This window comes from Parvularcula bermudensis HTCC2503, from assembly GCF_000152825.2.
GTDB lineage: Bacteria > Pseudomonadota > Alphaproteobacteria > Caulobacterales > Parvularculaceae > Parvularcula > Parvularcula bermudensis.
Genome location: NC_014414.1, coordinates 2,176,260 through 2,196,599, shown reverse-complemented (window position 1 = coordinate 2,196,599; position 20,340 = coordinate 2,176,260). Strand labels below are relative to the sequence as shown.

At 60.6% G+C, this 20,340-nt stretch carries 16 protein-coding genes, 2 tRNA genes and 1 pseudogene; 2 read left to right on the top strand and 17 right to left on the bottom strand.

Annotated features, from left to right (window positions below; translation table 11 throughout):
- Nucleotides 1–215: 215 nt before the first annotated feature.
- The 10 genes and pseudogenes from tgt to PB2503_RS10380 form a co-directional block, all read right to left on the bottom strand.
- Nucleotides 216–1,337 (bottom strand): tRNA guanosine(34) transglycosylase Tgt, encoded by a 1,122-nt coding sequence (gene tgt / locus PB2503_RS10420; RefSeq protein WP_013301219.1) that lies wholly within the window; start codon nucleotides 1,335–1,337, stop codon nucleotides 216–218.
- Nucleotides 1,334–2,404 (bottom strand): tRNA preQ1(34) S-adenosylmethionine ribosyltransferase-isomerase QueA, encoded by a 1,071-nt coding sequence (gene queA / locus PB2503_RS10415; protein ID WP_013301218.1) that lies wholly within the window; start codon nucleotides 2,402–2,404, stop codon nucleotides 1,334–1,336. The genes tgt and queA overlap by 4 nt, the downstream gene beginning before the upstream one ends.
- Before the next feature lie 9 nt (nucleotides 2,405–2,413).
- Complete coding sequence (locus tag PB2503_RS10410) at nucleotides 2,414–3,208, bottom strand: SDR family oxidoreductase (RefSeq protein WP_013301217.1); 795 nt, start codon at nucleotides 3,206–3,208, stop codon at nucleotides 2,414–2,416.
- An 88-nt stretch (nucleotides 3,209–3,296) separates the two neighbouring features.
- Nucleotides 3,297–3,677, bottom strand: coding sequence for a hypothetical protein (locus PB2503_RS15175; RefSeq protein WP_238525769.1), 381 nt, complete (start codon nucleotides 3,675–3,677; stop codon nucleotides 3,297–3,299).
- Nucleotides 3,678–3,716: 39 nt separating this feature from the next.
- A pseudogene (locus PB2503_RS15170) lies at nucleotides 3,717–3,896 on the bottom strand (DUF4167 domain-containing protein); the annotation flags it as partial.
- A gap of 263 nt (nucleotides 3,897–4,159) precedes the next feature.
- Nucleotides 4,160–5,449, bottom strand: coding sequence for an RsmB/NOP family class I SAM-dependent RNA methyltransferase (locus tag PB2503_RS10400; protein ID WP_013301215.1), 1,290 nt, complete (start codon nucleotides 5,447–5,449; stop codon nucleotides 4,160–4,162).
- A gap of 33 nt (nucleotides 5,450–5,482) precedes the next feature.
- The gene (gene guaB, locus PB2503_RS10395; RefSeq protein ID WP_013301214.1) at nucleotides 5,483–6,958 is read right to left on the bottom strand and encodes an IMP dehydrogenase; all 1,476 of its coding nucleotides are present in this window, start codon (nucleotides 6,956–6,958) and stop codon (nucleotides 5,483–5,485) included.
- Nucleotides 6,959–6,969: 11 nt separating this feature from the next.
- On the bottom strand, nucleotides 6,970–7,485 hold the full coding sequence (locus PB2503_RS10390; protein ID WP_013301213.1) for a tyrosine phosphatase family protein: 516 nt from the start codon (nucleotides 7,483–7,485) through the stop codon (nucleotides 6,970–6,972).
- The gene (locus PB2503_RS10385) at nucleotides 7,482–8,216 is read right to left on the bottom strand and encodes an RlmE family RNA methyltransferase (RefSeq protein ID WP_013301212.1); all 735 of its coding nucleotides are present in this window, start codon (nucleotides 8,214–8,216) and stop codon (nucleotides 7,482–7,484) included. Before PB2503_RS10385 ends, PB2503_RS10390 begins: the two co-directional genes overlap by 4 nt.
- Nucleotides 8,217–8,344: 128 nt before the next feature.
- The gene (locus PB2503_RS10380; RefSeq protein WP_013301211.1) at nucleotides 8,345–9,286 is read right to left on the bottom strand and encodes a Ppx/GppA phosphatase family protein; all 942 of its coding nucleotides are present in this window, start codon (nucleotides 9,284–9,286) and stop codon (nucleotides 8,345–8,347) included.
- A gap of 166 nt (nucleotides 9,287–9,452) precedes the next feature.
- Between PB2503_RS10380 and PB2503_RS10375 the strand changes: the two genes are divergently transcribed.
- Nucleotides 9,453–9,914: an Lrp/AsnC family transcriptional regulator gene (locus PB2503_RS10375; protein ID WP_013301210.1), complete on the top strand. Its 462-nt coding sequence runs from the start codon at nucleotides 9,453–9,455 to the stop codon at nucleotides 9,912–9,914.
- A gap of 174 nt (nucleotides 9,915–10,088) precedes the next feature.
- Here PB2503_RS10375 and PB2503_RS10370 read toward each other — a convergent pair whose 3' ends face one another.
- The 4 genes from PB2503_RS10370 to PB2503_RS10355 all read right to left on the bottom strand — a co-directional run bounded on the left by PB2503_RS10370 (nucleotide 10,089) and on the right by PB2503_RS10355 (nucleotide 14,834).
- Nucleotides 10,089–12,230, bottom strand: coding sequence for a malate synthase G (locus tag PB2503_RS10370; RefSeq protein WP_013301209.1), 2,142 nt, complete (start codon nucleotides 12,228–12,230; stop codon nucleotides 10,089–10,091).
- A 91-nt stretch (nucleotides 12,231–12,321) separates the two neighbouring features.
- Nucleotides 12,322–13,269 carry an NAD(P)H-dependent flavin oxidoreductase gene (locus PB2503_RS10365; RefSeq protein WP_013301208.1) on the bottom strand — a complete coding sequence of 316 codons (948 nt, stop codon included), beginning with the start codon at nucleotides 13,267–13,269 and terminating at the stop codon, nucleotides 12,322–12,324.
- A 138-nt stretch (nucleotides 13,270–13,407) separates the two neighbouring features.
- A tRNA-Gly gene (locus PB2503_RS10360) sits at nucleotides 13,408–13,481 on the bottom strand.
- A 219-nt stretch (nucleotides 13,482–13,700) separates the two neighbouring features.
- Complete coding sequence (locus PB2503_RS10355; protein ID WP_013301207.1) at nucleotides 13,701–14,834, bottom strand: NAD(P)-dependent alcohol dehydrogenase; 1,134 nt, start codon at nucleotides 14,832–14,834, stop codon at nucleotides 13,701–13,703.
- Nucleotides 14,835–15,286: 452 nt separating this feature from the next.
- Here PB2503_RS10355 and PB2503_RS10350 point away from each other — a divergent pair, with 452 nt between their 5' ends.
- Nucleotides 15,287–17,344 (top strand): TonB-dependent receptor plug domain-containing protein, encoded by a 2,058-nt coding sequence (locus PB2503_RS10350; RefSeq protein ID WP_148235258.1) that lies wholly within the window; start codon nucleotides 15,287–15,289, stop codon nucleotides 17,342–17,344.
- A 154-nt stretch (nucleotides 17,345–17,498) separates the two neighbouring features.
- Here the strand turns inward: PB2503_RS10350 and PB2503_RS14390 are convergent.
- The 3 genes from PB2503_RS14390 to PB2503_RS10330 all read right to left on the bottom strand — a co-directional run bounded on the left by PB2503_RS14390 (nucleotide 17,499) and on the right by PB2503_RS10330 (nucleotide 20,261).
- A protein-coding gene (locus PB2503_RS14390; RefSeq protein WP_420798244.1) for an IS630 family transposase occupies nucleotides 17,499–18,450 on the bottom strand; the annotation gives its coding sequence in 2 pieces (ribosomal slippage) (nucleotides 17,499–18,108 and nucleotides 18,107–18,450; 954 coding nt in all).
- Nucleotides 18,451–18,601: 151 nt separating this feature from the next.
- Nucleotides 18,602–18,686: transfer RNA gene (locus PB2503_RS10335), tRNA-Leu, on the bottom strand.
- A 93-nt stretch (nucleotides 18,687–18,779) separates the two neighbouring features.
- Nucleotides 18,780–20,261, bottom strand: a complete 1,482-nt coding sequence (locus PB2503_RS10330) for a bifunctional ADP-dependent NAD(P)H-hydrate dehydratase/NAD(P)H-hydrate epimerase (RefSeq protein WP_013301203.1) — start codon at nucleotides 20,259–20,261, stop codon at nucleotides 18,780–18,782.
- Between the last annotated feature and the right edge of the window lie 79 nt (nucleotides 20,262–20,340).

The window sequence follows — 20,340 nt, the reverse complement described above, 5'->3', positions numbered from 1 at the left end:
AATATCGCTTTTGTCATTGTCTCCGCCCATCCCTGAGAGGTCCAAAACGAACGTGTGCTCTGGCAAGTTTTCTACATTATTATTCTATTGTGCAAGATTGATGACGCTTCCTCTGGGCCATGCCTCGATCGGGGATCACAGCGATGAGACGTCGCCCCCTGATGGACATAGGCGAAAGCGCCAGCCCAGGCCTGCGGCAGCTAAGCATTGCTTCCCTAGGATGATGACCGATAGCGATTGAGGAAATCCGCGGCGAATGCCTCGAACCGGTCGTCCTCGATCGCCGTTCGCATACGCTGCATCAGGGCTTGGTAGAACGCCAGATTGTGCCACGACAATAAGGTGGCTGCGAGATATTCCCCCGCTCTGAAGAGGTGGTTGAGATAGGCCTTCGCATAGTCCCGTGAGGCGGGGCAGTCACTCTCAGGATCGAGGGGCGTGGGATCGTCTTGATAGGTCGCATTTTTGATATTGATCGGTCCGTCCCAGGTAAAGGCCTGGCCATGACGGCCCGACCGGGTGGGCAATACGCAGTCGAACATATCGATCCCGCGGGCCACGGCCCCCACCAGATCGTCGGGCTTGCCGACCCCCATCAGATAGCGGGGCTTGTCCCTGGGCAGCAGGGGTGTCGTCACCTCCAGGGTCTCAAACATAGCGCCCTGCCCTTCCCCAACCGCCAGTCCGCCGACCGAATAGCCGGGGAAGCCAATCTCCATCAGCCCCTCCGCCGATCGTTTCCGCTGGTCCGGATAGACCGACCCCTGAACGATTCCGAACAAGGCCCGACCGTCATCGGCGAGGTGGTCGAACGCCGCCTTAGACCTTTTTGCCCATCTGAGGGACAGCTCAAGGCTCTCAAGGGAGGCGTCCTCGGCGATGGGAAAGGGCGGGCACTCATCAAGTTGCATCTGAATATCAGACCCAAGAAGGTTTTGGATCTCGATGGACCGCTCCGGGGATAGCTCATGGCGGGAGCCGTCAATATGACTTTGAAACGTCACAGCCTTTTCGGTCAGACGACGTAGTTTCGCCAATGACATGACCTGAAAGCCCCCTGAATCGGTGAGGATCGGTCCCTCCCACCCCATAAAGCGATGCAGTCCCCCAAGGCGGGCAATGCGCTCGGCACTGGGCCGCAGCATCAGATGGTAGGTATTGCCGAGGATGATTTCGGCACCAGTTGCCGCGACGTCCCGCACCTGCATCGCCTTGACCGTCGCCGCCGTGCCCACCGGCATAAAGGCCGGGGTCTGAATAAGTCCCCGCGGCGTCGTGACCGTGCCGCGTCGAGCGGCCCCGCTGGTCGCGTGGAGCGTATACCCGAACGTCGTCATGATACCCTTTCGAGAAGGCACGCATCGCCATAGGAGAAGAAGCGATAGCCCTCATTAATCGCCTCCCGATAGGCGGAGAGAATCCGTTCCCGGCCGGAAAAAGCGCTGACCAACATCAGCAAGGTCGATCGCGGCAGATGAAAATTGGTGAGCAACCGATCCGCACATTGGAACGAAAAGCCGGGGGTGATGAAAATGTCGGTCTCCCCGGCAAAGGCTTGAACCTCTCCCGATTGGGCGGCGGTTTCCACAATCCGCAAAGCTGTCGTGCCGACGCAGGTAATCCGTTCTCCCCCTGCCTTCGCAGCGCGCAGGCGCTCTGCAACCGGGGGAGACACTTCTCCCCATTCGCTATGCATACGGTGATCTGTGCAGTCCGCCGCCGTGATCGGCAGGAACGTCCCCGCCCCCACATGGAGGGTCACCCTGAGGATCGTCGCTCCCCGTTCGGCAATCGCCGAGAGCAATCGATCCGTGAAATGAAGGCCCGCCGTTGGGGCGGCCACCGATCCCGGCCGCTTGCCGAAAACCGTCTGATAACGGTCCTGATCGCTCACCTCCACGGCGCGCTTCCGCGCGATATAGGGGGGCAAGGGCATGGTGCCATGATCGTAGAGGAACGACTGAAAGGCGCTGGGCGTCAGGGGGATATGGAGAACCGCTTCGGCGCCCTCGCGGCGCTTCACGCGCGCCGTCACAGGTCCGATCTCGATGTCATCGCCCGCCCGCACCCGTTTGGCCGGCCGCACAAAGGCTTGCCACCTCACCCCGTCGTCTCGCTCCTCAAGGCATTTGAGCAGCGTGATGTCGATGCCGACCCCTGCGGGATCGCCGCCGCCCACATCGCGTGCAGGACGCATGCCGGCAAGGGTTGCGGGAATGACCTTGGTGTCATTGAGGATCAGGACATCGGAGGGCCCAAAGTGCTCGGCGAGATGGGCGATCAGATCATGGCCAAAGGGGCCATTCGGGGGTACGATGAGCAGCCTTGCCCCATCGCGCTCCGGCGGCGGGACCAAGGCAATTTGCTCCTCGGGCAGATCGTAATCGAACAGATCGACGCGCATTCAAGGCGCTTACATGCTGCCGACGCCGATGACCGTTCCTCCATCGATGACGATGGATTGTCCGTTCATCCACTGGGCGGCTTCGCTGGCCAGGAATACCGCGGCCCCGGCAATTTCATCGGGCTCCCCAAAGCGCCGCATGGGAATGCTTGCACTCATCGCCTTCTCAACCTTGGGGTCTTTCCAGAGGGCTTCGGCGAAATAGGTCTTCACGATCCCCGGATTGATACAATTGATACGGATATTTTTCTTTCCGTATTCAACGGCGAGGTTTCGGGCGATCGCCATGTCGGCAGCCTTCGAGACGCCATACATCCCGATCCCCAAGGAGCCGACCATCGCCGCGATGGAGGAGATGATGACGACGGCGCCGCCCCCCTGCTGTTCCATCTGCGGCAGGCAGAGATGGGCCAATTTGTGGTTCGCTTTGATGTTGCAATCAAAAATCTTATCGATCTGCTGATCGGTAATGGCCTTTGAGGGGCCGAAGGCGGGATTGACCGCCGCGTTGCAAACCAGAATGTCCACTGGTCCGAACACATCATTCGTTTCCTTCACGAGGTTTTCGAGCGCCGCCTCGTCGGAAATGTTGCACGCCACCGCGTGCGCTGCTTGTCGCCCTTCGGCTTCGTTAATGCTGCTCGCAACAGTTTCACATGACTCAATCTTCCGACTGGAGATCGTTACATTGGCGCCGTGCTGAGCGAGGCGGCGCGCAATGGCCTCGCCAATACCGCGAGAGGCGCCGGTAACGATTGCCGTCTTGCCCGTCAAATCAAACAGCGTTCCCGAAAGATCGACCATAATTCTTCTCCTTATGGCGCCGGAAGCTGCCGCTTTCTGCGCTGGGGAGCAAGACCCGCTCCTCTTCTCTCATCGGCGCGACATGCGCTTAAGCGACAGAAACGGATTCGTCGTTGTCCTGGGTCTCATCGGCTTTTGGCGGTGTCTCGTCGCCATTCGCCTCATCCGATTGGCGCCGACGACGGGGACGCCGCCGTCGCGGGGCTGGGTCCTCTTGGTCGCCATTGGTGGTGGTGTCCGTTCCGCTATCGGACTCAGCGGCAGTCTCGCCCTCTTGATCGCGATCGTCCTTATTGGACGTCTCATCGCTCTCTTTCCTGCGGGACTTTTTCTCGGTGGGCGCTTCGTCTTCCGTTTGAGAATCGTCATGACCCTGGGAGTCATGGCCTTGGGGATCGTTCCGATCGCCCTGGCTGGCTTGACGGTTCTCCTCCGCCTTTTCACTGGCCGTCTGCATCGCTTTCATCATGCGGAAATAATGCTCGGCATGTTGCAGCAAACTTTCGGCGCGAATGCGGTCCCCGGAGGACGCGGCATCTCTGGCAAGAGCTTGATATTTATCGTAAATTTGAGTTGCTGTACCCCGAATCTTGACCTCTGGACCAGTCGAATCAAATGATCGGTTCGGGTTGTTTCCACCCTGTCGGCGACGATTGCTATTGCGACCGCGTTTGGAATTTTGCGCCATGGGACTCCGTTCTTCATCACTTCACTGCGCATGGGGCCTTATGACAACAATCCTGCCAGGGCCTTGCATGGTCTCCGTACTGGAGTTGCGCCATCGAAGCGGGGAGCCCCCCTTCGGTGGCGTCTATCCTCAGCCTAAGCTCTTCCGCAGCACGGTCGCGGCGATGATCAGATCAGATGAGGAATTTTAAAAAGTCGAACATCACCGTTCGAACTCTATGAGCACTGGCTTAGAGGCATTCTCACGCTTTTCCAACCCGGAATTTAGCCGCGCCGTCGCAGGCGGGTAATGGCAAAGCCGTCCGTGGCCGTTTTTGCCGGGCTCAACCTTAGCGTACCGCGCCCGTCGGCGGGAGGCAATACCGCGCCCGCATGGACGCCCCCTGAGGCGGTGATGGCCGCCCCTGGATCTTCGATATCATAGGTCGGGTGGCGATCGAGGAAGGCCGCGATCCGATCTTCATTCTCTTCGGCGAAGATCGAGCAGGTGACATAGACAAGGATACCACCGGGCCTGACAAAGGCTTCTGCCTGGTCGAGAACCCGATCCTGTTCCTCTTGCCGTGTCGCCAATTGGTCGGGCGTCAGACGCCACTTCGTGTCCGGGCGCCGCCGCCATGTCCCAGCACCGGAACAAGGCGCGTCGACGAAAACGCCATCCATTTTACCCGTGAGATCCCCAAGGCGCGCCGCGTCACTTGTCGGGGACAGAACCTGCACATTGCGCACCCCCGCCCGCCGCGCTCGGTCATAGAGGGGCGCTAAGCGCCGCGCGTCGATGTCATAGGCAAAGACCTGACCGCGATTGTCGAGGTGAGCCGCCATGGCCAAGGTTTTCCCGCCCGCCCCGGCGCAAAAATCGAGAATCTGACCGCCGGCGAGGTCGCCCATGGCGAGGGCGGCAAGCTGGCTGCCTTCGTCCTGGATCTCGACCCATCCTTTTTGAAAGGCAGGGGTGATCTCGATCGCCGGTCCCCGGCGCTCGGCGGCGGGGACGGCGCATCTTAGGGCCAGGGCCGCAAGGGGGGCGGGCACCGCCCCCTCACCGCGCAGGGCCTTTTCCGTGCGGGGCAGGTCGGATCTTAAGGTATTCACTCTGAGATCCACGGGCGCCCTGGCGCGATTGGCCTCAATCTCCGCCGTCGGATTGTCGTTCACCCGCTCGAGCAAGGGAAGGGCAAATTCAGGCCAGTCCCGCCGAACGTCTCGGGCGGCCAGGGTTGCCCCTTCGGCGATGGCGTCGATTTCCTCGGCGCTTAACGCCCCGGGACCATGCGGCGTCTCGGCAAAGGCCTCGACCAGCCGGGCCTCGGGCCAGCCCCATAGCGTCATCAGGACACGCCCGATCCCGATACGCGGGCGCGTGTCGAGCTCAAGACTTCTTCGGTAGCGGAGGGCATCATGGACGACCCCCCCGATAAAGGCGCGGTCCTTTGCCCCCGCATAGCGGGCCCCGCGGGCCCAGTCGGCCAAACACACTTTGATCGGCACGCGGCGCGCCTCGAACTGCGCCAAGACGTCGAGCGCGGCGGCGATGCGCCCGGCGTCACGCATTATTCCGTCCTCGTGCGCTGCGGCTCCTGGTCCTCAATTCGGGCTCGGATAGTTCGGTGCTTCTCTGGTGATAGACACGTCGTGGACGTGGCTTTCCCGAAGGCCGGCATTGGTCAACCGCACAAAGCGCGCCCGCTCCCGCAGGGATTGAAGGTTTTCCGCGCCGACATAGCCCATACTGGCCCGAACCCCGCCCACCAATTGGTGCAGGATCGGCGCAATCGGCCCTTTATAGGGAACGCGGCCTTCGATCCCCTCGGGGACCAATTTCATGGTCTCTTTCACATCGGCCTGGAAATAGCGATCCGCCGAACCGAGCGCCATCGCCCCCGTCGACCCCATCCCGCGATAGGATTTGTAGGACCGGCCCTGGTAGAGAAAGACTTCGCCGGGGGACTCGTCCGTCCCCGCCAGAAGGCTGCCGATCATGGCGGTCGAGGCCCCCGCGGCCAGCGCCTTCGCCATATCGCCTGAATATTTGATGCCGCCATCAGCGATGATCGGCACCCCCTCTTCGTCCCCGGCGCGCGCGGCATCGGCAATCGCGGTGAGCTGCGGCACCCCGACGCCAGCAACAATCCGCGTTGTGCATATCGAACCTGGGCCGATCCCGACCTTGATCGCGTCGGCCCCAGCGCCTGCCAGGGCTTTGGCCGCTTCATAGGTTGCGACGTTCCCCGCGATCACTTGAACGGTGTTGGACAGCTTCTTGACCTGCTCCACGGCCTTTGCCACCGCCGCGGAATGGCCGTGCGCCGTATCAATCACGATAACGTCGACGCCCGCATCGATCAGCGCTTCGGCGCGGAGAATCCCTTCATTGCCGACCGTCGAGGCCGCGGCGACGCGCAATCGACCTTCTTCGTCCTTCACCGATCGGGGGTGCCGTTCGAGCTTCATCATATCTTTGACGGTGATCAGCCCGATACAGCGATACTCATCGTCCACAACGATCACCCGCTCGATACGCCGCCGGTGCACAATTTCCCGAACCTCCTCCTGGCTGGCGCCCGGCTTGACGGTGGCGAGGTTCTCGGAGGTCATAATCTCCCGTACAGGCTGTCCCAGATCGTCGGCAAACCGAATGTCCCTATTGGTCAGCACCCCGACAAGGCGTCCTCGGCCCGTTTCGTCGGGATCTTCAACCACCGGAAAGCCGGAAATATTCCGGGTAGCCATGATCGCCTTGGCTTCGCCAAGTGTGGAGTCAGGGCAAAGGGTGAAGGGGGCGACGACCATGCCGCTCTCATATCGCTTGACCCGCCGGACATGTTCTGCCTGTTCTTCGATAGACATGTTTCGATGCAGAACGCCGATCCCCCCCTCCTGGGCCATGGCGATCGCCATCTCCGCCTCGGTGACCGTATCCATCGCAGAGGAGAGGATCGGAATATTGAGCGTGATACGTGACGTCAGCTTGCTTTGAACATTGACCTCAGTTGGCAGAACGCTCGACGCCTGGGGCTCAAGCAATACATCGTCGAAGGTCAGGGCATCACGGATTCGCATGGGAGGTCTCCTCAAGGTCGAGCGGGAAATCGAGCGGGAATTGAAAAGGGTTGGGCCACTTCTGCCACAACTCCACGGCCAATCCCCTGAATGGCTGCAACCATGCGCCCTTCTCTGCCAAGCACATCGTCGGCAAACTGAACGATGCGGCGGTTGGGGTGGGCCGTGGATGAGGCGGATCGGAGATGATCCGCGATGTGCGTCTCTTCGGTATCGGGATTTTTCAGACAGGCCGCCGTAAAAGCCGAGGCGGTGGAGCGGCTGATGCCAGCATAGCAGTGGATCAGAAGCGGTGTTGACGGATCCCAATCTTCAAGGAATGCCACCAACCTCTCAACATGGTGATGCATGGGCGGCTGATGGTCGGGCAACACCTCGCTGATGTCATGCATACTGACCCTGTGATGGTTCTGTGCACTGAGGGTGGGGAAGGCATCTTCCGGCGACAAAAGGCTGACGGCACAGCCCGGCCGGATCTCCTCACTCAGAGGGGGCGCTTTCTCCAACGAACACACATGAATTCTCATGACGGCTTTCCTTTGGCGCTGCGATAGCCTGTCGCGACGACGTACATTTCCGCAGACTCCGCTCGGCTTGCACTGGGTTTGGCGTGGGCGACGTCGGTGAAATCTGCCTTCAGTCGGTCAAGGAGCGACTTCTCACTCCCCCCTTGCAGCACTTTCGCGACATAACCGCCGCCCGGTGCCAGCACTGTTTCGGCAAAATCGAGCGCGGCTTCCGCCAGCGCCACAATCCTTAAATGATCGGTGGATTTGTGGCCAGTCGTGGGGGCCGCCATATCCGATAAAACAAGATGGGCCGGCCCCCCAAGAACCGCGCGCAAACGTCCGGGGGTGTCTTCGTCGAGAAAATCCGCCTTCAGCAGCGTGACCCCATCGAGGGGGGGCATATCGAGATAGTCAATGCCGACCACCTGCCCGCCGGGCAGGACAGCGCGCCCCGCCACTTGCGACCACCCGCCGGGGGCGGCGCCAAGGTCGACGACCCGCGCGCCGGGGCGCAACAATCCGAATTTTTCGTCGAGTTCGAGGAGTTTATAGGCCGCGCGGCTGCGAAACCCTTCCGCCCGGGCACGGGCCACATAGGGATCGTTCAATTGACGTTCGAGCCAGAGCTTTGAGGAAATCTTGCGGCCCCTGGCCGTCTTCACCTTTTCGGTCAGCTCTCTGGCGGCGAGTTGGTCCGCCTCGGCGCGGGTTTCCTTAGACAGGGTCCGCTTTGGCGGTAGCTCCCCCATGGCCGTCTGCCGCTGGCCGCCCTTCCCGCGCGCCCGCGACGCAGCGGACGGCTTTTTCGGCGACTTGGACGGTTTTTTAGGACGCTCGGCCATGGCGGTGAATAGCGGAAATTCACGCTGCCGCAAGGTTATTGATCGTGAAGCAGCAAACGCAGCATGCCCTCACGTAATCCGCGATCCCCCACCCGCATCCGAGGAACGGGCCAGGACCGAAAGATCGAATCGAGGATCGCGCCTCCCGGGACGATGAGATCGGCACGGTCTTTCCCAATTCCGGGATGTCGCGCCCGCTGCGCCAAATCCTGCGACCTGAGCCTGGTGATCAGGCGGGTGACCTCATTGCGAGACAGCCAGCGGCCGTCGACCGCGTCGCGGGTGTAATGGGCCAACCCCAGATGAACACTGGCCAGCGCCGTGCTTGTGCCCGACATGCCGATCAGATGGCACTGTGCCGGCTGGGCATGGGCCACAAGATCGGCGTGCTGGAGGAAGGGGGCCACCTTCTCTGTGATGGCCGCAACCATGGTTTCGTACTGTTCGCCGTCAAAAACATCATGCGGGAACTGGTCCGCCAGGCTGACAACACCGACCGGCACCGACGTCCAATAGGTCATGGCGAGGGGGGCATGGGGGTCGACAAAGACAAGTTCGGTCGACCCGCCACCGATATCGACGATCATCCCCCCCTCAGCGTCCTCGCCCAGCAAGTCCACGGCCCCCGCCGCCGCCAGCCGCGCTTCTTCTTCTGCGGTAATGATTTCGAGGGGCAACCCCGTCTCGGCGCGCATATCCCGGATGAATTCAAGGCCATCCGCTGAAATCCGACAGGCGGCGGTGGCAACGCACCGGGCCTGCACGACCTTCCATTTTTCGACGATTGCCGCGCATTCCAACAAAGCAGCCCGCGTTCGCGCCTTTGCGTGAGGAGACAGCGGGCCGTCAGGGACAAGGCTCTCCCCCAAGCGTGTTATTTGCGAGAACTGTTCGAGTATGACCGGCGCGTGGGGCGACCCCTCAGCGATGGCAAGGCGGCAATTATTGGTGCCCAAATCAAGTGTGGCGACCCGCATTGACCCTCAATCCCCGTTCAACGACCCCTGATATGCAGGAAATCGCCGATTAAGAGCCTCCCCTGCTCAGAAAGAAAGGTCATTTAGCCGAAAAACACCTTTTCGCGTTGCCGTCCCTGTGAAATACGGACACAACAATAATGCATAATAACGCCCGAGGGCCGGTTTGAAACTCGATCAGATCGATAGACGTATCCTTTCCCATCTTCAGGAAAATGCGCGAATCACGAATGCGGAGCTGGCGGAGAAAGTCGGCCTGTCACCGACCCCCTGTCTGCGACGACTGCGACGGCTAGAGAAAGAGAAAGTGATCACCGGCTATCGGTCGGACCTCGATCTCGAAGTCCTGGGTCTGCCGGTCTCGGTGATCATTTTGGTCAAGCTCGATAAGGAAGACGACGCCTCATTGCGGGCCTTTGAGAAAAGTATCGCCGAGCGGCCCGAAGTGATGGAATGCGTCCTGGTCACCGGAAAATACGACTATTTCATCAAGGTCGTTCTACCGAGCCTCAGCGCTTATGAGCAGTTTCTGTCTGAGGGACTTCTCAGGACCGAAAACATCGCCTCAATCGAGTCGAGCTTTACCCTTCGCCAGGTTGCGAAAAAAGGGCCGCTGCCCAGTCCCTAACCCCCTTTCCCCGGGGCTGGTGACATCGCGGCAGGTGACATCGACTTGCGCGACATCGCTGAGCTTTCGTTCACGGGAGACGATGGAGGAGGCAGGGGGTCTGTCGACAGTTGTCGAAACAAACCTCCTCCCCCTCTCCGTCTTTTACTGGCCCGTTTTTTACCGGCCCGTCTTTTACTGAGATTTCTTCTTCAGCCGATATTGGTGAAGCAGCGGTTCGGTATAGCCGCTCGGCTGGACCCGCCCCTCAAAGACCAGGGCCTTGGCCGCTTGATACGCAATCGACGCATCGAAATTCGGGGCCATCGGTTCATAGGCCGGGTCGCCGGCATTCTGCGCGTCGACCTTTTCCGCCATCTTCTCGAACGCTGCGGTGACCATATCCGCCGAGACGATGCCGTGGTGAAGCCAGTTTGCCACATGCTGTGAGGAAATACGCAAAGTGGCTCGATCTTCCATCAGGCCGATATCGTTGATGTCGGGGACCTTCGAACAGCCAACCCCTTGGTCGATCCAGCGCACAACATAGCCAAGGATCCCCTGGACGTTGTTTTCGATCTCGTTGCGCAGCGCCTCCTCAGGCCAATTCGTCTCCCGCGCCACGGGAATTGTCAGAAGATCGTCAAGGGAGGGGATCCCGGCGGCCTTCACCTCGTCCTGACGGGCAAAGACATCCACCTCGTGATAGTGGAGCGCGTGGAGCGTCGCCGCCGTGGGACTTGGAACCCAGGCGCAATTGGCGCCGGTCTTCGGGTGGCCGATCTTTTGCTCGAGCATGTCTGCCATGCGATCCGGCGCCGCCCACATGCCTTTGCCGATCTGGGCTTTGCCCGACAGGCCACAGGCAAGGCCGATCGCGACATTGCGCTTCTCATACGCATCAATCCAGGACGAGCCTTTCATCTCCGCCTTACGAATCATCGGACCGGCCTCCATGGAGGTGTGCATTTCGTCCCCGGTCCGATCGAGGAACCCGGTATTGATAAAGACGATCCGATGACGAACAGCTTCGATACAGGCGGCGAGGTTCGCGGATGTCCGACGTTCCTCGTCCATCACACCGACCTTCAACGTGTGTCGGGGCAATTGGTGAAGATCCTCGACGGCATCAAACAGCTCGTTCGTGAACGCACATTCCTCGGGCCCGTGCATCTTCGGTTTGACGATATAGACCGAGCCCTTTTCGGAATTGCGGAAACGGCCCTTTCCTTCGACATCGACGATCGAGCACAGGCTCGTCACGATAGCGTCGAGAATGCCCTCAGGGACATCGGTCCCGTCAGCCAGCTGCACGGCGGGATTGGTCATCAAGTGTCCAACATTCCGTACAAGGAGGAGTGAACGACCCTTGACGGTCACCTCTCCCTCCCCCGAAGCGGCGGTGTAGGCGCGGTCCGCCTGCAGTTCGCGTGTGCGGGTTTCTCCCCCCTTCTCGAAGGTCTCCTTGAGATCGCCGCGCATCAATCCCAGCCAGTTCCGATAGGCAAGGGTCTTATCCTCACCATCGACGGCCGCGACGGAGTCTTCGAGGTCGACGATCGAAGAGAGCGCCGATTCAAGATGGATATCCGCGACATGCGCCGGGTCGGTTTTGCCGATCGGATGATCCGCATCGATCCGGATCTCAATATGCAAACCATGGTGGCGGAGGAGAAGGGTCTGGGGCGCCTCGGGCTCGCCGGTATAGCCGACAAACTGGCCGGGATCCCTCAGGGTGGGGATAAGTTTCCCCTCCTCAATGCAGTAGCGTTTCACTTCGCTGTGAATACCGTCATTAAGCGGGGCGGCTTTGTCGAGAAACGCCTTCGCCTGGGCGATGACCCGGCTCCCCCGCTCGGGATCATATCCCTTTTGCTCCGACCCCGTGAACGGGATCGCATCGGTGCCGTAAAACGCGTCATAGAGGCTGCCCCACCGCGCATTGGCGGCGTTGAGCGCATACCGGGCGTTCAGGACGGGAACGACAAGCTGCGGGCCGGCCAGGGTGGCAAGTTCAGGATCAACATTCTCAGTATCAACGGAAAACGGGGCGGGGTCGTCGACCAGATAGCCAATGTCGCGGAGAAACGCCTGATAGCTCGCTTGGTCGACCGGGGCCTTGGTCTCCCGGTGATAGTCGTCGATTTTAGCCTGGAGTTCGGCGCGCTTTGCCAGCAATGCCCGATTTTTCGGCGTGAAATCAGCGATGATCTTCGCCGCGCCCTCCCAAAAGGCCGCCTGATCGCGACCCATCGGCGCCAACACTTCGTTTTCGATAAAATCGGCGAGACCCGCTTCAATCGACAGGCCCGACCGTTCGACCCGGTTATCAGCCATGAGATGCTCCGTCTTACTAAGAATGCGTGATATATATCGCGGCAGGGGTAGGGGCGAGCCGTCCCGCCGTCAAACCGCTTGCCGTCCCTCCTCAGGTGCTGAGCCGGATGCGGGCATCGGCATATTGGCGCTTGAGGCGGTCGATAAAGGCCGCGGCGGGTTGAACACTATCGATCGCCCCAATGCCCTGGCCTGCCCCCCAGATGTCCTTCCACGCCTTGGCATCGGAGCCGCCCTCGTCGCCACCGGTCCCGAAATCCATTTTCGAGGGATCGGCCCCGGGCAGATCGTCCGGATCCATCCCCGCCGCGCGAATGCTTGGCTTCAGGTAATTGCCGTGTACGCCGGTAAACAGGTTTGAATAAACAATATCATCGGCAGTGCTGTCGGCGATCATTTGCTTATAGGCGGCGACGGCGTTGGCTTCCTCGGTCGCGATAAAGGCCGATCCGATATAGGCAAGATCCGCCCCCATCGCGAGCGCAGCAAGGATGGAGCTGCCCGTCGCAATGGAGCCCGACAGGGCAAGCGGGCCATCGAAAAAGGTTCTGATCTCCTGGACCAGGGCAAAGGGCGAGACGGTGCCGGCGTGACCGCCCGCCCCCGCGGCGACAGCGATCAATCCGTCCGCGCCCTTTTCAATCGCCTTTTTCGCAAAGGTCGTATTGATGACGTCGTGAAACACAATCCCGCCATAGCTGTGAACCGCTTCGTTGACCTCCGGCCGAGCCCCGAGGGAGGTGATCACAATGGGGACCTTATATTTGACGACAAGGTCCAAGTCTTCTTCGAGGCGGTTATTCGACCGGTGGACGATCAAGTTGACCGCGTAAGGGGCATCCGCCTCGGTCACTTCGGCGTTCATCCGCTTTAGCCATTCCTCAAGCGTTCCCGAAGGACGCGCATTGAGGGAGGGAAACGCCCCGACAATGCCCGCCTTGCATTGGGCGATGGCGAGATCGGGATTGGAAATGATGAACAGCGGCGATCCAATCACCGGCAATTGCAGTCGGTCGGCAAGGATATCAGGCAGGGCCATGGGGTCTCCTTCGGCAGAATAGGTCTCCCCGCTTTTGGGGGTGGGCGCGACGGGCCGCAAGGTGGTGGAGACGGCGTGAGCTGATTTCGCCGCAAAGCGCCGTGTCAGCACCCCTTCGCGTCAGACAAGGCGAACGACTGGAGCGGGTAGCCGGGATCGAACCGGCATCCTCAGCTTGGAAGGCTGCTGCACTACCATTGTGCTATACCCGCAGGAGGGACCCAAAAAGCGACGAAATTGCGCGCGATGCAAGCCCTGTTTTGTCGACAGCCCCGGTTTTGTGGGCTGGTCCAGGTTTCGGGCAAAGGACGCCTCCCCCCGCTATCTGGCCCCCCGCTATCTGGCCCCCTGGTCTGGCCCCCGTGGTCTGCCCCCCTTGTGGTCTCGATGGCTCGCGCCCGTACCGAGCAGGCAGCCGGACGAGGCCCGCGTCAGCTCGCCCTCCGGTTCACCACATCACCGCGATAGGGGTCGGGGATCGTCGCGGCCGTACGCTCAAGGTGATCGGTCGCCTCATGGAGGGATTGCATGTCGATCACATGGCGGAAATCGCCGTCATTCCCTTCCTCAAGGGTCGACAAAACATCGTTGATGTCCTGCATCTTCACCATTTTGATCGACGGCGTAATATCGTGTTCTGCACACAGGTCGAGCACCTCTTGGGTCTCCTTGATCCCGCCGATCAGTGAGCCGGCAATGCCGATGCGATTGAAGACGAGGGGCCCGGGAACGACGTTTTCGAAATTTGTCAAATTGCCGACGATGACAATGGTCGAGTCACTCTTCATCAGGCCGACATAGGGATTGATGTCATGGGGTACGGGGATGGTGTTGATCATCAGGTCAAGGCTTTGGCGGGCCGACTTCATTTGTTCTTTATCCGATGAGATCACGACCTCGTCGGCGCCCATTTTCAGGATCTCATCCGTTTTGCCTTCGCTGCGGGTGAGGGCCACGACCCTGGCGCCGAGCGCCTTGCCCAGTTTGATCGCCATATGGCCGAGGCCGCCGACACCGACCACACCTAGGGTCTTTCCTGCCTCAAGCCCCCAATGTTTCATCGGCGAATAGACGGTGATCCCTGCGCAGAGGACCGGGCCGACATAACGGGGGTCATAGCCGTTGGGCACGGTGATGGCGAATTCCTCACGAACCACAAAATGGCTGGTATAGCCGCCATAGGTATTCTCCCCTCGCGCCTTGGCAGGACCGTTATAGGTCGCGGTGAAGCCCTTCGGTCCCTGGCAGTAATTCTCGACCCCGGCGTCGCATTTTTCGCAGTCAAGGCAGCTATTTACCATACAGCCAACGCCGATGACGTCGCCGACGGCGAACCGGGTGACACCGTCACCGACAGCTGTGACCTCACCCACCACTTCATGGCCCGGGACACAGGGATAGGTTGTGTTCCTCCAGTCGTTTCTGACCTGGTGAAGATCCGAGTGACACACACCGCAATAGGTCACTTTGAAGGCAATTTCTCCCGCCCGCGGGTCCTTGCGCTCAAAGACGACCGAAACGAGGTCCTTGTCCGCTGCTTCGGTTCCGTATCCAAAAACCTTCATCGTCGATCCTTTTCTCTGGCCGGGGCCCAGACATCAGCGGCGCCATCTCTTGCGAGACTTGGCAGGGTGTCCCCTAACGGCAAAGACATGGGACAAAAATGATAGGGGGCAAAAGTGATAAGCGGCAAAACAAGAAAGAAACACCTCTCCCCCTTCTCTCCCTCTTCTCGCCATGGATAGACTAACGATGCCGGCTTGCGGCCGTTGTCCTCATTGGACGCGAGGGGATATTCCGCGAACTAGGTAGCGGCCCCAACCAGCGACAGGTCGGTTGCTCGCCCCCATCGCATTGGGGCCAATGTCCTTTCGCCGTTAGCGTGAGGCAACGGACCTGGGGCCTTAGTATCGGGAACGACGGCGGGCCGCTCACATCTGGTCGGCTTTCACCGCGTATTAAGCTCAACGCGGCATAACCCGAAAACGATTAGCTAAAATGCGAGTGACCCGAAGTGGTGCACCTAACCTTCCTTCGTAGCCTCTTATTGTCGACCGCGTTTACGGTTTCGGCCGCCCATGCGGCCGATGATGACCTATCGGAGATGTCGCTCGATGAACTGATGGCCGTCGAGGTGACCTCGGTGGCGAAGAAGCCCCAATCGGTGAGCCGAACCGCCGCTGCGATTTTCGTGATTTCCGAAAACGACATCCGGACAAGCGGGGCCACGACCATTCCTGAGGTGCTGCGGCTCGTCCCTGGGGTTGAGGTCGCGATGATCGACGATTCAACCTATGCGATTTCGATCCGTGGGTATAATTGGCGGTACGCAAACAAACTTCTCGTCCTTGTGGACGGTCGGGCGGTTTATCAGCCGACACTGTCCGGGGTCTTTTGGGACGCGCAATTATTGCCGGTGGAAGATATCGAACGGATCGAGGTTATTAGGGGGCCGGGTTCCACGCTCTACGGCGCCAACGCCGTCAACGGCGTGATCAATATTGTCAGCAAACATTCGGTCGATACCCTCTTGCAAAGCACAACGTTGAGCGGCGGGTTGACCGAGTCGGGTGAGGATTTCGGGCGCCTCTATGTGCGTCAGGGCATGCGTCTGAGTGAAAATGCCGCCGCCAGGATGTGGGCCACCGTACAAAAATCGGCGCCGTTGATTGCCTCCATCGTGGAGGAACCGGTGAACGAGGCCGCCCTTCGCGGACAATTAGGCTTTCGCGTCGATTGGGAACCCAACGAAGAGGACTCGTTTACTCTCCAAGGCGATGGAGTCTTTGCCGAGTATGATCAGTCCTCGACGTACAATAATCCGTTGATTGCGCCGCCTGGTGAAATTGAGACTATCAGCGATTCCGAACACCGTGAGTTCAACTTCTTGTCGAGGTGGAGTCGAAAGACGGAGAGCGGTGGCCAAATCACCCTTCAGTCGTATTTCGCCGATCTTGAAAGAGACGCGACGAATTTGATTGTGAAGTCACGCACCTTCGATCTCGATTTTTCACATTCCATTACCTGGAACGCCCGGTGGGAGACGATCTGGGGCATGAGCTATCGTCAGATTAACGATGATATTGACAGCAATCCGCAGGTTGTCGGCGTTGTCAGCGAGGGGCCATCGAATAACCGGTCCCTTTATGCGGGCTTCATCCAGGGGGATGTATTCGGGTTCGATCGCAAATTGCGGGTCTCCTTCGGAACGAAGGTCGAGCATAACGAGTTTACCGGCTGGGAAGTTCAGCCGAGCGTCCGCTCTATCTATACGACCGATAGGTCGAGCTATTGGGCGGCCCTGTCTCGCGCGATCCGAACACCGGGCATATTTGAACGGGGAATCGAGAACTCCTTTACGACGGCGGCGAACCCGCCGGCGATTCCCGTGCCCGTGGATTCTACCCTGACAGGCGGCGGTGATCTTTCCGCTGAGGAATTAATCGCTATAGAACTCGGTTATCGCCGTCAGGTGACCGATCGACTGACCATCGATGTTACGGGGTTTTGGAATGAATACTCCGATTTGATGGGGTTCCAAACGAGCGAATTTTCATTCGTCTTCGCGCCCATCGGCCCGGGCGGGAGCCCGGTTCCAGTTCGGGCATTAAACGCGACCAATATCATCTCCGGCGGGGACGAAACGACAAAAGGGGTTGAACTCCATGCAGAATGGACGGCCAGTGACCGCGCGACCGTTAATTTGATCGGGAACTATCTCTCACGGAGCGAATCTTATGACCCCTTGGTGTTGGGCAGCGGCTCGATAGAATACAATCAGGGGGCAGGGCCAGAAGCTCAAATTGGGATTAAGACAGATCTTTCGTTTACGGAGAAAACCAACGGTTCCGTATGGGTTCGCTGGGTCGGAGAGACTACCGGTGGCCTGGTTGCCGAGGACTACACAGATCTTGATCTGCGTCTCTCCCATGCCCTTACGCCTCAGGTTTCTCTGACGATCCTTGGCGAGAACCTTCTCGACCCTTCGAGACTGGAAACCGTCGATCTTCTTTATCCGACCCTTTGGTCCGAAAATGAACGGCGCCTCTCTTTGCAACTCAGCCTAAGAAGATAGACGCCCCGGCCGAGATCCCTCGTTCTCCGCATCAATGGATGCACTGAGGCGACAGCGCAGCAAAGAGCGACGTCAAGAGACCTCCCCTCGCCCGCCCCCTCAAAGGCGCCCCGCGCCGTCAGAGGAGAAAGGGTGAACCTAGAGCAGATTCCGATCACTCCGGTTCATATCCGGCTGCGGCGAAGAAGTTTCTGCATTCAGTCGGCGTGAAGGCGTCGAGGCTTTCTCCGATGACCCGCCACAGATCGTCGATCGTCCGGGCGGTCGCCTTTTTCAGGATAGCCTTCAGCTTCGAGAAGGCCATCTCGATCGGGTTGAGGTCCGGCGAGTACGGCGGGAGGAACTGGAGGCTGGCGCCTACGGCCTCGATAGCTTGCCGGACCGCGGCTGGTTTGTGTGCCGGCAGATTGTCCATGATGACGATGTCGCCAGGCTGGAGCGTCGGCGTCAGGACCTGCTCGACATAGGCGAGGAAAGCTTCGCCATGCATCGGGCCATCTAGTACCATAGGTGCACCGAGCCCGGACAATCGCAAGGCGCCGGTGAAGGTCGTGGTCTTCCAGTGGCCATGCGGGATCGGTGATTTGCATCGCTCTCCCCGTGGAGCCCGGCCATAGAGGCGTGCCATCTTCGTGGACGCGCCGGTTTCATCGATGAAGACAAGACGCTCCGGGTCGAGATCAGCTTGGGCGTCGAACCAGGCCTGCCGCCGCTTCTTCACGTCCGGCCGGTCCTGTTCGGCGGCGTGTGCCGTTTTTTTTGAAGCTGATCCCGTGCCGCTGGAAGAAACGATGCACCGTCGAGACCGCGAAGCGCTCGCCATGCTCGGCCTCGATCCAGGCGGCCATGTCTTCAAGCGTCACGTCCTTGTGGGCTTCCAGATAGGCGAGGATCTCATCCGCCAGCGCTTCGATCCGCCGTGACCGCTGGTCGCCACCCTGCGGCTTCGGCGCCACGTTGCCCCGCTCTCGGAACGCCTGAACCCAGCGGATCGCGCTCGACACTGAGACACCAAACCGGTCAGCTGCCCGGTGGCAGGACAGTCCGTCTTCGGTCACCGACCGCACGACACGAGATCGCAAATCAACCGATAGAGCCTTCGCCATAGGTGCTGGCCTCCGCCCAGCACCAAGCGTGAATCACAATCCGTCAGACGTGTGAATCCCCGAACGATTCCAGACGGTCGGAAAACGCTCTAGAGGACTGCCCCGAACCGCCCGAACGTTCAACCAGCCGGAGGCGGGTGCGCAAGGAATTTGGTGCGGATGAGAGGACTCGAACCTCCACGCCTTGCGGCACTGGAACCTAAATCCAGCGCGTCTACCAGTTCCGCCACATCCGCGAAGCCCTGGCCCATAGCGGGCGCCGCCGCTGAGGGAAAGAGGCTCTTTGCCTTGGTAGCTCCCTGCCCAGCGCGGCTCGACATGGCGGCCCTTCAGCGTTGACCGAGCCGCCGCGCCCGCTGTGGGCGCGCCTGAGAGGCCGCCGCCATTGCCGCCCCGACCTCCGCCGGTAGGTCTTCCGCGGTGAGCCCCGGGTCCGCCGCCAATCCCCCCTCGCCATGCAGCCATGCCCCGGCACAGGCGGCATTATGGGGCGGCATATCTTGCGCGATCAGCCCGGCAATGATCCCCGTGAGGACATCCCCCGAGCCGGCGGTGGCGAGGACTGGGCTTGCATGGGCATTGATCACCGGGCGGGCGCCGGGGGTTGCGATGACGGTAGCGGCCCCCTTCAGCAGGAGGGTGGTGCCGAGCTCATCGGCGGCTTTCGCACACCGGGAGAGGGCATCCCCCTCCCAATCGGGAAACAGGCGAGAAAATTCCCCCTCATGAGGCGTCAGCACATGGTGGCAGCCCAACCGCTCCCGCAGGGACCGGTCGCGGGCTATCAAGGTGAGGGCATCGGCATCGAGAACCGCCGGAATCTGGGCGGTAAGGATGGTCCTGAGGGCGCTGCGCGCCGCCTCATCCATGCCAAGGCCCGGGCCGATCGCCACCGCTTTCACCCGCTTGCTGCGACAGAGGGCGGCGAGGTCGTCATCTTCTCTCAAGATCGCAAGGAGGGCAGCGGTCTCGTGTCCCGCGATGATATCCGCAGCCGACGGCCGACACGCAAGAGTCACCGCCCCCGCCCCTGCCCGGGCGGCGGCCTCGGCGCATAAGCGGGCGGCGCCGGTCTGGTGACGGGGGCCGGCGAGGACAAGCACGCCGCCCCGGTCGTATTTATGGGCGGCGCGGGGCGGCCAGGGCAGGTCTTGGCGCCACGCCTCTGGATGGTTGAGGATCGCCGCCGCATCATCTGAGCGGAGGTCGAGCCCGATATCGGCGATATGCAGATCACCGCAAAGCGAGAGGCCCTCCCCGATAAAATGGCCGGGTTTTGCCGCCCCGAAGGTCACCGTGGCCGAGGCCGTCAACGCGTCTCCATGGATTTGCCCGGTGCGGCCATCAAGGCCAGACGGCAGATCGGCGGCGATAACGGCCGCTCCCCATTCTTTCACCGCATTGATGATCGCCGCGGGTGGCCCTTTAATCGGACGGCTCAGCCCCGCTCCGAACAGCGCATCGACCACAAGCGTATGCGGTCGGGACAGCGCCTCGGTGAGAGAAATCGGCGAGAGCCCCGCCCTCGCCGCGGCCCTGTGCGCATCGCCTTTCAGGGTGGAGGGGGCCCAGTTCGTTGCGACGGTGACGGGCCATCCTGCCCGCGCCAACAGATCCGCCACGATCCAGCCATCCCCGCCATTCTGGCCAGGGCCGGTGAGGACAAGGACCGGCCTTGCGCTCCATCGACCGCGTAGAACAGCGGCAATTGCAGCCCCTGCCCGCCGCATCAAGACAAAGCCGTCGGTACCGGCGGCGATGGTGCGCTGGTCGACATTCTGCATTTGATCGGGTGACACCAGCGGAATCATGGTGAAAGCTCTTCTATCGCCGTTATGAAGGTTTCTTGCCTATCATGCGGTGGATAAGTACGCTGTCATTGAATTGCCA

What these genes read in the sequence shown, in the direction of transcription:
- PB2503_RS10390 (WP_013301213.1), bottom strand. Translation starts at nt 7,485, where the DNA reads ATGAGAATTCATGTGTGTTCGTTGGAGAAAGCGCCCCCTCTGAGTGAG.
- PB2503_RS10380 (WP_013301211.1), bottom strand. Translation starts at nt 9,286, where the DNA reads ATGCGGGTCGCCACACTTGATTTGGGCACCAATAATTGCCGCCTTGCC.
- PB2503_RS10410 (WP_013301217.1), bottom strand. Translation starts at nt 3,208, where the DNA reads ATGGTCGATCTTTCGGGAACGCTGTTTGATTTGACGGGCAAGACGGCA.
- PB2503_RS10330 (WP_013301203.1), bottom strand. Translation starts at nt 20,261, where the DNA reads ATGATTCCGCTGGTGTCACCCGATCAAATGCAGAATGTCGACCAGCGC.
- PB2503_RS10370 (WP_013301209.1), bottom strand. Translation starts at nt 12,230, where the DNA reads ATGGCTGATAACCGGGTCGAACGGTCGGGCCTGTCGATTGAAGCGGGT.
- PB2503_RS10365 (WP_013301208.1), bottom strand. Translation starts at nt 13,269, where the DNA reads ATGGCCCTGCCTGATATCCTTGCCGACCGACTGCAATTGCCGGTGATT.
- PB2503_RS10355 (WP_013301207.1), bottom strand. Translation starts at nt 14,834, where the DNA reads ATGAAGGTTTTTGGATACGGAACCGAAGCAGCGGACAAGGACCTCGTT.
- PB2503_RS10400 (WP_013301215.1), bottom strand. Translation starts at nt 5,449, where the DNA reads ATGCGTGACGCCGGGCGCATCGCCGCCGCGCTCGACGTCTTGGCGCAG.
- guaB (WP_013301214.1), bottom strand. Translation starts at nt 6,958, where the DNA reads ATGCGAATCCGTGATGCCCTGACCTTCGACGATGTATTGCTTGAGCCC.
- queA (WP_013301218.1), bottom strand. Translation starts at nt 2,404, where the DNA reads ATGCGCGTCGATCTGTTCGATTACGATCTGCCCGAGGAGCAAATTGCC.
- PB2503_RS15175 (WP_238525769.1), bottom strand. Translation starts at nt 3,677, where the DNA reads ATGATGAAAGCGATGCAGACGGCCAGTGAAAAGGCGGAGGAGAACCGT.
- tgt (WP_013301219.1), bottom strand. Translation starts at nt 1,337, where the DNA reads ATGACGACGTTCGGGTATACGCTCCACGCGACCAGCGGGGCCGCTCGA.
- PB2503_RS10385 (WP_013301212.1), bottom strand. Translation starts at nt 8,216, where the DNA reads ATGGGGGAGCTACCGCCAAAGCGGACCCTGTCTAAGGAAACCCGCGCC.